Origin of the sequence: Mycobacterium sp. RTGN6 (genome assembly GCF_033804605.1) — a bacterium.
Lineage (GTDB): Bacteria > Actinomycetota > Actinomycetes > Mycobacteriales > Mycobacteriaceae > Mycobacterium.
Genome location: NZ_JAPZKZ010000003.1, coordinates 315191 through 327476, shown reverse-complemented (window position 1 = coordinate 327476; position 12286 = coordinate 315191). Strand labels below are relative to the sequence as shown.

Genomic DNA, 12286 nt, shown 5'->3' with positions numbered 1-12286 from the left:
CGATTGTCAGAGGAGACAACCATGACTCCCGCCAACGCCCGCGAAGCACGGCTCCAATACCGCTTCCAGCAGTTGACCTCTGGCGACACGCAACTCATTGCCGCCCAGCCCGATCCATCCATCACCGCCGCCCAGAACGCCCCCGGCGCCCTGCTCGCCGACGTGATCCGCACCGTCATGACCGGCTACGCCGAGCGGCCTGCGCTGGGCCAGCGCGCCGTCGAATTCGTCACCGACGCCACCGGCCGCACCGTCGCCGAGTACCAGCCCCGCTTCGACACCATCACCTACGCCGAGACCTGGGCCCGCGTGAAGGCCCTCGCCGACTCCCTTGCGAACAACCCAGTCCACCCCGGCGACCGCGTCGCGACGCTCGGCTTCACCAGCGCCGACTACGCCGTCGTCGACATGGCCCTGTCCCTCACCGGGGCCGTCGCCGTCCCGCTGCAAACCAGCGCACCCCTCACGCAACTGCACCCGATCCTCGTCGAGACCGAACCCGTCGCGATCCTCTCCAGCGTCGACCACCTCGCCGACGCCGTCGAACTCGCGCTCACCGCGCATCTACCCCAGCGCGTCGTCGTCTTCGACTACCACCCCCAGATCGACGACCACCGGGAGGCCTTCGAAGACGCCACCGCCAGGCTGAACGAGAAGGCCGTCCCCGTCGAGACGCTCGACGACATCATCGCCCAGGGCGCCAAGCACACCGACGGACCCGAGGTCCTGCGCGGCCACGACGACGACCTGCGCCTGCTCATCTACACCTCCGGTAGCACCGGAACCCCCAAGGGCGCCATGTACACCGACCGCCTCATGGCCAACTGCTGGCGCGGCTGGTTCGCCCCCGACTGGGACACCGACGGCAAGCTCCCGGCCATCACCCTGAACTTCATGCCCATCAGCCATGTCATGGGCCGCGTCATCCTGTACTCCACGCTCGGCGTCGGCGGCACGGCCTACTTCGCTGGCAAGAGCGACCTGTCGACCCTGCTCGACGACCTCGCCCTGGTGCGCCCCACCAAGCTCGATCTGGTTCCCCGCATCTGGGAGATGCTGTTCCAGGAAGTGCAGAGCGAAGTCGACCGCCGCTTCACCGTCGGCGCCGACCGCGAAGCCCTCGAAGTCCAGGTCATGGCCAACGCGCGTGAGAAACTCCTTGGCGGACGCCAATTCTCGGCGATGACGGGTTCCGCGCCCATTTCCAGCGAACTGCGGGCCTGGGCCGAGGATCTGCTCGACATCCACCTCATCAACGGCTACGGCTCGACCGAAGACGGCGTCGTCCTGGTCGACGGGAAGCTGCGGCGCCCGCCGGTGCTCGACTACAAGCTCGTCGACGTGCCCGAGCTCGGCTACTTCGCCACCGACCGCCCCCACCCGCGCGGCGAATTGTACGTCAAGTCAACGGATCTCATCCCCGGCTACTACAAACGCCCCGAGGTCACCGCCGAACTCTTCGACGCCGACGGCTGGTATCACACCGGCGACGTCATGGCCGAGCTCGGACCCGACCAGCTGGAGTACGTCGACCGCCGCAACAACGTGCTCAAGCTCTCGCAGGGCGAGTTCGTCACCGTCTCCAAGCTGGAGGCGGCCTACGGCGGCCACCCGTCGATCCGGCAGATCTTCGTGTACGGCAACAGCGCTCGCTCCTACGTGCTCGCCGTGATCGTCCCCACCGACGACGCGCTGGCCGCCGTGAGGGGCGATCTCGCCGCGGTCAAGCCGCTGCTGAGTAACGCATTGCAGAGCATCGCCCGCGAAACCGGCCTGCAGTCCTTCGAGATCCCGCGCGACTTCCTCGTCGAGACACGGCCTTTCACGCTCGAGAACGGGCTGCTCACCGGCATCCGCAAGCTGGCCCGCCCCCAACTCAAGGAGTACTACGGCCCCGAGCTCGAGCAGCTCTACGTCGACCTCTCCGACGGTCAGGCCGACGTCCTGCGCGAGCTCCGGCGGGACGGAGCGAATCGGCCCGTGCTGGAGACCGTCGGACGAGCCGCCGGAGCGCTGCTCGGCGCCGCGTCCACAGACGTCGCACCCGATGCGGCGTTCACCGACCTCGGCGGAGACTCGTTGTCGGCGTTGACCTTTGCCAACCTGCTGCGCGACATCTTCGACGTCGACGTGCCCGTCGGCGTGATCGTCAGCCCGGCCAGCGACCTCGCCGCCATCGCCGCCTACGTCGAGGACCAACGGGCCGGCGGGACCATGCGACCCACCTACGACGCCGTGCACGGCCGCGAAGCCACCGAGGTGCACGCTAGCGACCTCACGCTGGACAAGTTCATCGACGCGGCCACCCTAGCGGCGGCACCGTCGCTGCCGGGGCCGAGTTCCGAGGTGCGCACGGTGTTGCTCACCGGCGCTACCGGCTTCCTCGGCCGCTACTTGTTACTCGACTGGCTGGAACGCATGCACCTGGTCGGCGGCAAGGTCATCGCCCTGGTCCGCGCGAAGGACATCGACGCCGCGGAACAACGGCTCGACGCGACATTCGACAGCGGCGACCCGAAGCTGCTGCAGCACTACCGCGCGCTGGCGGCCGAACACCTCGAAGTGCTCGCCGGCGACAAGGGCGACGCGAATCTTGGTCTGGAGCATGCGATCTGGCAACGCCTGGCCAACACCGTCGACCTGATCGTCGACCCGGCCGCCCTGGTCAACCACGTGCTGCCCTACAGCCAGCTGTTCGGGCCCAACGTCGTCGGCACCGCGGAACTCATCCGCATCGCCCTGACCACCCGCATCAAGCCCTACGTGTACGTCTCGACGATCGGCGTGGGCGACGGCATCGCGGCGGGCACGTTCGTCGAGGAGACCGACGTCCGGCAGATGAGCGCCACGCGCACCGTCGGCGACAACTACGCCAACGGCTACGGCAACAGCAAGTGGGGCGGCGAGGTGCTGCTGCGCGAGGCGCACGACCTGGCTGGCCTGCCGGTGTCGGTGTTCCGCTGCGACATGATCATGGCGGACACGACCCACGCCGGGCAGCTGAACGTGCCGGATATGTTCACGCGGATGATGCTGAGCGTGGTCGCGACGGGCATCGCGCCGAATTCGTTCTACGAACTGGACGCCGGCGGCAGCAGGCAGCGGGCCCACTTCGACGGGCTGCCAGTCGAATTCATCGCCGACGCCATCTCCACGCTGGGCGCGGACGTCGTCGAGGGGTTCGAGACGTATCACGTGATGAACCCGTACGACGACGGCATCAGCATGGACACCTTCGTCGACTGGCTCGTCGAGGCCGGCTACCCGATCGCCCGGGTGCCCGGATACGCGCCGTGGCTGGAGCGGTTCGAGACGTCGCTGCGGGCGCTGCCCGAGAAGCAACGCCAGGCGTCGCTACTGCCGCTGCTGCACAACTACCAGAAGCCCGACCACCCGATCAACGGGTCGCTCGCACCGGCGGATCACTTCCGCGCCGCCGTGCAGGAGGCCAAGATCGGGCCGGACAAGGACATCCCGCACCTCACCAAGCCGGTGATCGTCAAGTACGTCACCGACCTGGAGTTGCTCGGCCTGCTCTGACCCGCCGCGCCTGCCCACCTCCGAGCGATCCTCCTCTGTCGCTCGGAGGTGGGCACTTCGCGTGGGTGGCAATTCGCCGTTCCCATCGGGGCCTCGCCTCCATACTTAAATGGGGAGGACGACGTGGCGCACTGGACCGACAAGCTCACCGCCGGGTTTCGCGCCGTTCGAAACGCCGCGAGTCGGATCAGCGGGCGGTCGAAGATCAGGTCGACGCCGTTCGGCGAGAACAACGACCGGACGCATACGGAGTACAACGCCTCAGGCGTCGCGCAGGTGGGGCCGCACCGATTCGTCTTCGTCGACAACCGCGATCCGTCGGCACTATTCGAACTCGTACTCGATGACGACGATGCCGTAGCCGAGCGCATTGCGCGACGCCCACTGGCAGGCATCACGAGCGGAGATCTGGGCGATCCCGAAGGCCTCACCCGCGTCGACCTGAACGGCGAGCTCTTTCTCATCGTCGCATCGTCGCTGTGCTTGTTGGGCACCACCCGGTCCGACGGATTGGTGCGCGTGCGCTACCCGCCGCACGGTGCCCTGCGCGCGGAACCGATGGCCGGATTCCGTGCCTGGCTACTGGACCACGAGGACTGGCTGGAGGACGCCGGCGAACGCGACCCGGATGCGGGTGGGCTGGACATCGAAGGGCTGGCGTGGGATTCGCACGCAGGTGCGCTTCTGTTCGGCCTCCGCGGGCCTACGGGTCGCGGAGAAATCACGCTCATCCGCGTTCCCGTCGACGTGGCCGCGGCTTCGTGGACCACGTCGGCGCTCGGGACGCCGTCCGTCGTCCGCATCCGTGTGCCGAAATCGACGGCGACACAGGGTATCCGCGATATCCACTACGACGAGCAGACCGGTGGCTTCCTGATCCTGCTCGGGCGCTCGATCAGCGGTAGCGACGCACCGTTTCAACTCGGCACCTGGAACGGCAGCAGCGACAAGGTCCGGCTGCTCGATGTCACCTTCCATCAGAAGATGAAACCCGAAGGCGTCACGACCTTTCGAAGCGGCAACGAGAAGAAGATCCTCGTCATCGACGACCGCGGTGGCTACGCAGTGCTCGCCCACCCCGGCATGGATCAGTAGAAGTAGAGGTTCGACCCGGGCAACTCCTGGTGGACCCTGGCCCTGCCGCCTGGGGTGAGGTCGAGCCCGAACTTCGCCATCTCATTCGTCCGCACGCTGACGAGGTTGAAGTAGCCGGTGTACGCGAAGCGGCCCGGCGGGTTGGCCGTGTCCGTGACCGGGACGGGTACAGGGGCGATCGTGAACTCCTCGGCACGTAAGCCGTTGTTCGGCGCACACGTATAGAGAAACTTGTGTCCCTTTGGCGTGACTTGCGTTCCGCTGGCATGCAGATTGCGGTTGAAGGCCTGATTGGTCAGTGACTTTCCCGTCCCAAGGTCGTTGAGGACCCACAGATCAGTTGCGTCGTTGTCGTCGCGCAGCGGTTGGTGGTAGACCTCGAAGTTCGCCGGAGCCGGTACGCCCGGCGGAATCGACTCGGTGTTGCTGGCATGCAGACAGGCACTGGTGTCGTGCTTGAGGATGTACACCGGTTTGGCAGCGCCAGGCAGACCCGCAGCAATGTATCCGGCCGATTCGGCAAGGCGCAGTTGCTGCCGCACCGAACCGACTTTCGCCACGGCATCGGGCACACCGAAACCCGTGAGCATTGCCTGCATTTGGTCGATCAACGGCTTCACGACCGTCTGCTGGTGCTCGCGGCTGAACAGGGTGTCCCGATACGCCCGGAGCTGGTCGAACAATCGTTGGCGACGGGTGTCGTCGTTGCGCACCAGCTGGGCGATCACCCCGTCACGGCCCAGTTTGAACGGCCGGCCTGGCTGCAATGTCTGGTCGATTCCCCACGGGATCATCTTGAACTTGACGTTGCCCACGCCGGGGGCCGCGACGGCCGTCACGTCGTTGTAGACGTAGGTGTTGTTGGTGTTGTCGGCGTAGCCGTCCCAATGCTTGAGGAAGAACTCCATCGCATAGACCTTGAGGAACTGATCCATGTCGAGCATCTGGTCTGCGCCGGCCAGCCCGTTCGCCTTGATGTGTCGAATCGCGAATTTCAGATCGGCTTTGTCCTCGAACTTGGAGAGGGACTCCACCCCGATCAAGTTCAGCCGCTCTTCGAGGAAATCGTCGTGATGCTCGAGTTCGTACAGATTGCCCTTCATGTTGCCGTTGAAGTTCCGCTCGATGTAGCGCTTCATGATCGGCTCGGCATTGACGTAGACGCCGGGGCTGTTGACGCTGGCGCCGCCTTGGCCGATCGGCGTTCCGTTCACGAACACCCTGGCGTAGTTGCATCGCGAATGGGGCAGTCCGGCCATGCCCAACAACCGGTAGCCAAGCGTCTGCTTGACGTAGGACTCGTCCTGAATGGAGTTGTTGAGCGTCACGTACCGCGACCCGATCAGGGCTTCGATCCCGGGGACGTTGGCATCGCCGAACTTGCCGAAGTCGACGTGCAGGCACGGCTTGCTGCCGTCTATCGAACCGCAGAATGACTTCTTCTTGATGCCCACGTCTGCGAACGTGGTCCTTGCGGGAAAGTGTGTGCCGGAAATCTCGACCGAAGTCGCCTTTCGCCACGTGTATCTGGCGCCTCCGGTCCATTCGAAGTTACACCGACCGCCTTTGGGCTCCTCGTTTCGCACCGCATCCCAATCGGCCTGCGGCATCGTGATCTTCACCGTGACCACGTTGTCGAGCGCATAGAAGGAATCGAGTTTCTGCTGCTGCTGGGCGCTCATCGCCATCCCCCTCGCGGCCATGTTTCGTGGCCTACTTACAGGGTGCGCCGGGTGCCGCCGATCGGGGTGAGTACCGCAGTACTCGTCTCCACGAAACGCCGTCCCTCGTAGCGGGGGGGCTGGACCGGCGAACCACGACGCAACACGGCCCGAGCCGCTCGGCTTGCTCTCTGGTGGTCGTCGAAACTGCTGCGAGATCGCGATCCAAGACGATTTCGCGATCTCACCGCAGTGTCGGCATCCGAAGTGCCCACCTCGACGTTGCAGGCGAGATGGCGTTTTGAGATGTTGACGGTTGCCGCGACGGCCGAGCCGGCTACTAGCGTCGTCGCTCCCCACCTACTCCTCGAGGTCGAGCCGCTGCGCACTCAACCGTTCCAATGCCCGGCCGTCGGTTAGTTCAGCTCGCTCATCGGGATGGCGCCAGTAGTGCCGCACCATCCAGTACAGGCCTGCACCTCTCGGGACGTAGAAGTCGGCCCCATCGACGACCTTCTCGGCGCCATCCGCGAGCCGCAACACAATTGCCTTGCGCGTCTTCCGGTTCACGTCAGAATGGTCGGCAATGCCGACGATGTCGTCCCAGCGGACAGACTGGGTCGAGAGGATATTGGCGATATCAACACCCGCGGGAGTGAGCTTGACATAGCCGAGCCCGCCACGACGCCAGGCGCTGATCAGTCCGATCACTGAGAAGACGATCGCGACGACCACCAAGGCTGGCGAGAAGAGCTGCCAGCCACGACTCATGGGTATCGCGAGCGTCCCAGTCGGGAGGTAACGCACTAGCACCGCCCCACCAACGATGGTCACGACGAGGCCGATGTAGAAGCACCCGTCAAACGTCCGATCGGTGCGAAGCGTCGATCCGCTGGAGTCGAAACTCCCACGCAGCGAGGTTCTTCCGAGCATCACCAGAGCCAGCGCCATGATCATCAGGAGCGGGAATACGACGATCCCGCTGAGGCCGATAACCGTGAGATATTCGCCGCGAAGCACGGCGCGCACCGCCCAGTAGATGCTGCCGGAGAGCACGACCGCTACGGCAACCCAGATCCATAAGACCCTTGCGCGTCCTGTCGACCAATTGGCGGGTTCAGGCATCGTCAGTACGGACACACCACTCCGCCCACAAACTTTCCTAGATCCGCGCCGTAGTATCCGCCTCCAAATGCCAGCACGGTCGCTAGCACCGGAACCGCGACGGGCGCCGCCGGCGGGAAAAGTCCGCCCAACGCGGCACCTGCTTCCGCACCACCCCATCCACCCCCGAAACCGCTTGCTCCGGCGACCGCGGCGATACAGGCGTCGCGAGAGGTTTCAGCCGCCATCATGTCGAAGACAGTCGTCGCTACTGACAGCGCCGGTCCGCCGAATTTGGCTGTCTTTCCTACGTTTTCGATCGACTCGGCAGTCAACATCGGCAGCGATCCGCCATGAGTGATGTGCTGCTCCAGTCCCGAAAGCCCCGAGCCGCTGATCAGGGAGATTTGGTCGATGAGTTCGACGGGAACGGCCGAGTGCCTCCCGCCCGCCGTGGAGAACCCGGCTGTGCGGTGACCGGTCGAATCCATCGACATGGTGAAGTTGGATCCGTCGGGCCACGTGACCGACGTGTAGTCGCAAGCGTTGCCGGGGTCGTGCCACGAACTCGATCGCGACACTTCGTTGCCATTCTTGTCGAATTGCTCGATGGACGTGAAGTTCTGCTTGCTGGGCCAGTCGAAGGGTTCGTACTGAGTCATCACCTGTTTGCTGCCGTCTTGCATGGTGACAGTCGTGACGGTGTCGCCGTACTGATTCTTGACCGGCTCGCTGACGTCCCGGATCGTGATCGACATGTCCCCGTCGCGGATCGCCTGCTGCGCGAGCATCCCGACGGGATCGCGAGGATCAGGCACCTGATTGGGTGGCCGAGCCGACTTCGGGATTGTGAATGGGTCATTCGACGGACCCTCCTCCACGAATCCGAACCCTCGTCCCGCGGCCGCGACCGCGTTCGCGGTGTCATCGTCCGCATCACCGACGGCGGTGAGCATCTTGTTGACGGTCGATTGTTCCTCCTCGGCCAGCTTTTCGAATTGGGCCAGCTTCTCAGCGGACATCCTGACCGGATCGATCAGCACCACCCATTGATCGGTGACGTTGAGCGGCCCAGCGTCGAGTTGGTCGGCCTTGTTCAGCAAGGTGATTCGGGCAGTACCAATCGATTCACTGCCGCGCTGGAACGCCTGCGCTACGCCATTCGCATAGTCGAACAAGCGGCTAGCATTTCGATCCGCCCGTCCGAACATCGCGACTGCTGCGTCGTGCGATCGTCCGGACCACGCCTGGGTCTCAGGCATTCGTTGGCATGCGTCATCGATGCCCTTGACTGCGTTGCAGGCCGACTCCGCCGCCGAGGTGATACCCACGGCCGACGTCGCAAGTGAATCGGGATTCCACCCGCGCAGCGTAGGTCGTGAAGGCAACACCGTTAGAACAGCCCGTCGAAATTCCCCGCGAGGGCATCGTCGGCCACCTCGAAGGTGTCACCTGCACCGCGCACCGCTTGACCCATCTTGGCCACGTTGTCGGCAAGCTTGCCGGCCATCGCACCGAAGTGCTCGCCGACGGCGTGTGCCGCCCACTGAGTGGTTGAACCGGGTACTCCGTCGGCAGCCGCGGTCACCTTGGTTCCGACGTCCGCTGCCTTAATCGAGGCGGAGACACCGTCGACCTCTCCGGCAAATGCCTTCAAGATTTGCGGATCAACAAGCACCGTTCCTCCTATGCGCGCCCTCTACTCCACCATTGTGCTGCACGGCACACACGGTTCAGCGCACGAATCCCGCCACCCGATAGGGCCGAGAGGCACCCCATGGTCGTGCTATCGCGGTGTCGACCCGAAAATCACGACCGTGGTGCGCATTTCGACCGTAGGAGTGCGGAAGGGACATTGCCTAGGACCGCGATCAGCGGGCAGCGCAGCCTCGCGTCGCTTGTCCCGTGCTCATTTTATGGCAGCAAGGGGGGCTTGCGGCAAGGCCCCTGACGTGCTGCACAATCTCCCAACCAACGACAACGGATGGGGCTGCGGTGCCGATACCTTTCGAAGTTCACGAGTCGGGTGCGTTCCTTCACGGCACCAGGGCCGACCTCTCAGTGGGCGATCTCCTGGTGCCCGGGCGCCAATCGAACTTCGAGGAAGGACGCCTCATGAACCACGTCTACGTGACCCAGACGTTGGATGCTGCCGCGTGGGGTGCCGAGCTGGCGCAAGGCGACGGCAGGTGCCGGATCTACCTCGTGGAACCGGAAGGCGCACTGGAGGACGACCCAAACGTGACAGACAAGAAGCTTCCCGGAAATCCGACTCGCTCCTACCGGACCCGGGAGCCCGTGAGAATAATCGGCGAGCTCACGGACTGGGTGGGACATTCACCCGAGCAGCTTCAAGCCATGAGGGACGGCTTGGCGGACCTTCAGCGCCGCGGACTCGCCGTCATCTACGACTAGACCCGGGTTGGCCAGTTAGGCCGAGCCGTACTCCAGCGCCGGGTCCGTTTCGCTTCCACGACTACTCGAGATCGTCAGCTGGTCGGGCCGCACCTGGTACCGCGCGCCGTCGGCCGGGTTGATGGCGTCGAAGCCACCACTCGCCGGCACCGCATTCGCCAGCTGCAGCTGAGCGCCGTCGCTCAACCGCTCGCCGCGGTAGTAGTAGTTACCGGGTGCCGTCTCGCACACGATGGCCAGCGAGTTCGCCGTCCTGATCGCCGCCGCGGGCGTGCTCCCCGCATCGCAGCGCGCCGAATGGCCGACGAAGCCCTGCCCGTCGGTGTCCGACATGCCCGCGATCGACGCGCCCGTCGACGGTGACGTGGTCGTCGACGGCGTCGTCGTAGTGGTGGACGTCGTCGTCTCCTCGGAGGTGGCCGGTGCCGTCGTAGTGACGGTCATCGTCGACGGCGGCGGCGCGGCCAGCGTGCTCTGCGGTTCGGAGCCTCCGCTGCTGCCACCCGTCATGACGATCGCCCCAGCCAACACCGCTGCAAGCGCGAACATGGCGACCGTCCCGGCCAGCAGCGCCACCTGTGGCTTGCTGAATCGCGACTTCTTGACCGGGGCCGGAGGTGGGTGAGGCGCGTACGACGGCGGAACCGCCGGGAACTGCCGCGTGCTCTGCGGGGGGACCGGGCTAGCCGCGGGCTGCCCGTTGACGGCCGCCGCGGCGGCCTTGGCCAGCGCGCCCGCCGACGCGTACCGGTCGGCCGGATTCTTGGCCATGCCCTTCGCGACGACGTCGTCGAACGCGGGGTTGATCCCCCGACGCATGACGCTCGGCCGCGGCGGCGCCGTGAACATGTGCGCGATCATGACTTCCCGCAGGTCACCGGCCTCGAACGGCGCCCGACCGGTGAGGCATTCGTACAGCAGGCACGTCAACGAGTACACGTCCGACGCCGGGCCGCCAGCCTGGCCGCTCAGCCGCTCCGTGGCCATGTAGGCGCACGACCCGATGACCAGCCCGGTCTGCGTCACGCTCGCCTCGCCTCCGCCGTAGGCGATGCCGAAGTCCACCAGATAGGCGAAGTCGTCCGGCGTGAGCAGCACGTTCTCGGGCTTGATGTCGCGGTGCACCAAGCCAGCGGCGTGCGCGGCGTCCAGCGCGGCAGCGACCTGGGCGATGATCGACACCGTGCGCGCCGGCGGGAGTGTGCGGTTGACGCGGAGCTCGTCCTTCACGCTGGCGCCCTCGACCAGCCGCATGTCGATGTAGAGCACGCCGTCGATCTCACCGAAGTCGTGCACGGGGATGACGTGCGGCTCCTGCAGCCGCGCAGCGATGCGCGACTCGCGCCGGAAACGGTCCTGGTAGCTCGAGTCGGCGGCCACGTCGGCGCGCAGCAGTTTGAGTGCCACCATCCGCTCGCGCACGGTGTCGTAGGCGCGATAGACCTCGCCCATCCCGCCCATGCCGATCAACTCTTGTAGCTCGTACGACCCGAAATGCGTGCCCAGACGTGAGCCGACGCTCGGGGAGCCCATGTGCGTTCCTTCCAACTTTTCGCTGCGATTCGTGGTGACCCCGCAGGTCAACCCGTCAGCGTTGACGATGTTCCCGCATGTTGGCCGGCCCAACCCGCTCCCCGCGGCGGGCGACCTGCGACGACACCGAAGTCAAAGCAGCACAAGCCAATTGCTCGCTTGCCAGGGTACACGTGTTACCACGCCCGCGTTCGGTGGGCGATGCGCGGTGGTCTAGGCCGGCCTCACCCCAAGGTTCCTCCAAGCGCTCCAGCGCAATCTTCCATCACCACGACACGACCACGAACACCCGAAAGGAAGACCCACATGGACAAGAACCAGCACCTGACGATCGCGCGGCGACCCCACGTGTGGGTCTTCGCGCTCGCCGCCGCAGCGCTCGCCGCCTGCTCGCCGTCGACCGGCGCGACTACCGCGCAAGCCCCGACGGTCACCCCCGTCATCTCGACGGTGACACAGGCACCGGTGGCGCCATCGACACCACCGGCGACGCCGGTCACCACCGTCACGGTGACCGCACCCCCGCCCGTGACGGTGACGGTGGATGCTCCGGTCCCAGCGACACCCGTCGCGCACGAGGTCGTCGCGAGCGGCCCGTTCCAATCCCCTTCGGGCAACATCCGCTGCAACTTGTACATCGCCACCGGCGGCCAAAGCACCGCCCTGTGCGCGGTCACGAATCACGACTGGGTTGCTTCGCAGCCGGCGAACTGCCAGGCGGCCTGGGGTGACCGTGTCGACCTGGAGGAGGGCTCCGCGGCGAGGTTCGGCTGCTATGGCCAGGAGCTGCCTCCCCCCACGCACACGCTCGAATACGGCACGTACCAGACGCTCGGCTCGATCAGTTGCTCCAGCGAGACGGTCGGCATCATGTGCATCGACAACAACACCGGGCACTACTTCTCGGTGTCACGCCAGACCGTTCACCTCGGCTGACG

At 65.6% G+C, this 12286-nt stretch carries 9 protein-coding genes; 4 read left to right on the top strand and 5 right to left on the bottom strand.

The window, feature by feature from the left end; translation table 11 throughout:
- Window positions 1–21: 21 nt before the first annotated feature.
- Both car and SLQ33_RS09635 read left to right on the top strand, forming a co-directional pair.
- Window positions 22–3540, top strand: a complete 3519-nt coding sequence (gene car / locus SLQ33_RS09640; RefSeq protein WP_319453595.1) for a carboxylic acid reductase — start codon at window positions 22–24, stop codon at window positions 3538–3540.
- A gap of 123 nt (window positions 3541–3663) precedes the next feature.
- Window positions 3664–4635 carry a DUF3616 domain-containing protein gene (locus SLQ33_RS09635; RefSeq protein WP_319453594.1) on the top strand — a complete coding sequence of 324 codons (972 nt, stop codon included), beginning with the start codon at window positions 3664–3666 and terminating at the stop codon, window positions 4633–4635.
- On the opposite strand, the gene SLQ33_RS09630 is transcribed toward SLQ33_RS09635, so the two are convergent.
- From SLQ33_RS09630 to SLQ33_RS09615, 4 genes are all read right to left on the bottom strand, one after another.
- Window positions 4629–6317, bottom strand: coding sequence for a CotH kinase family protein (locus SLQ33_RS09630; protein WP_319453593.1), 1689 nt, complete (start codon window positions 6315–6317; stop codon window positions 4629–4631). The two genes, SLQ33_RS09635 and SLQ33_RS09630, sit on opposite strands and share 7 nt — an antisense overlap.
- A gap of 339 nt (window positions 6318–6656) precedes the next feature.
- A complete protein-coding gene (locus SLQ33_RS09625) occupies window positions 6657–7352 on the bottom strand; it encodes a hypothetical protein (RefSeq protein WP_319453592.1) in 696 nt (231 codons plus the stop codon).
- 71 nt (window positions 7353–7423) lie between these two features.
- On the bottom strand, window positions 7424–8578 hold the full coding sequence (locus SLQ33_RS09620; RefSeq protein ID WP_319453591.1) for a hypothetical protein: 1155 nt from the start codon (window positions 8576–8578) through the stop codon (window positions 7424–7426).
- A 215-nt stretch (window positions 8579–8793) separates the two neighbouring features.
- The gene (locus SLQ33_RS09615; RefSeq protein ID WP_319453590.1) at window positions 8794–9078 is read right to left on the bottom strand and encodes a type VII secretion target; all 285 of its coding nucleotides are present in this window, start codon (window positions 9076–9078) and stop codon (window positions 8794–8796) included.
- A 317-nt stretch (window positions 9079–9395) separates the two neighbouring features.
- Between SLQ33_RS09615 and arr the strand changes: the two genes are divergently transcribed.
- A complete protein-coding gene (gene arr / locus SLQ33_RS09610) occupies window positions 9396–9815 on the top strand; it encodes an NAD(+)--rifampin ADP-ribosyltransferase (protein ID WP_319453589.1) in 420 nt (139 codons plus the stop codon).
- A gap of 15 nt (window positions 9816–9830) precedes the next feature.
- On the opposite strand, the gene SLQ33_RS09605 is transcribed toward arr, so the two are convergent.
- Complete coding sequence (locus SLQ33_RS09605; RefSeq protein ID WP_319453588.1) at window positions 9831–11348, bottom strand: serine/threonine-protein kinase; 1518 nt, start codon at window positions 11346–11348, stop codon at window positions 9831–9833.
- Between the two features lie 306 nt (window positions 11349–11654).
- On the opposite strand from SLQ33_RS09605, the gene SLQ33_RS09600 reads away from it, so the two are divergent.
- Entirely contained in the window at window positions 11655–12284 is a 630-nt protein-coding gene (locus SLQ33_RS09600; RefSeq protein ID WP_319453587.1) for a hypothetical protein, read from the top strand.
- Window positions 12285–12286: the final 2 nt, after the last annotated feature.

Bases quoted from the DNA above. Each gene is read 5' to 3' on its own strand.
- car (WP_319453595.1), top strand. From the start codon at position 22: ATGACTCCCGCCAACGCCCGCGAAGCACGGCTCCAATACCGCTTCCAG.
- SLQ33_RS09630 (WP_319453593.1), bottom strand. From the start codon at position 6,317: ATGAGCGCCCAGCAGCAGCAGAAACTCGATTCCTTCTATGCGCTCGAC.
- SLQ33_RS09605 (WP_319453588.1), bottom strand. From the start codon at position 11,348: ATGGGCTCCCCGAGCGTCGGCTCACGTCTGGGCACGCATTTCGGGTCG.
- SLQ33_RS09600 (WP_319453587.1), top strand. From the start codon at position 11,655: ATGGACAAGAACCAGCACCTGACGATCGCGCGGCGACCCCACGTGTGG.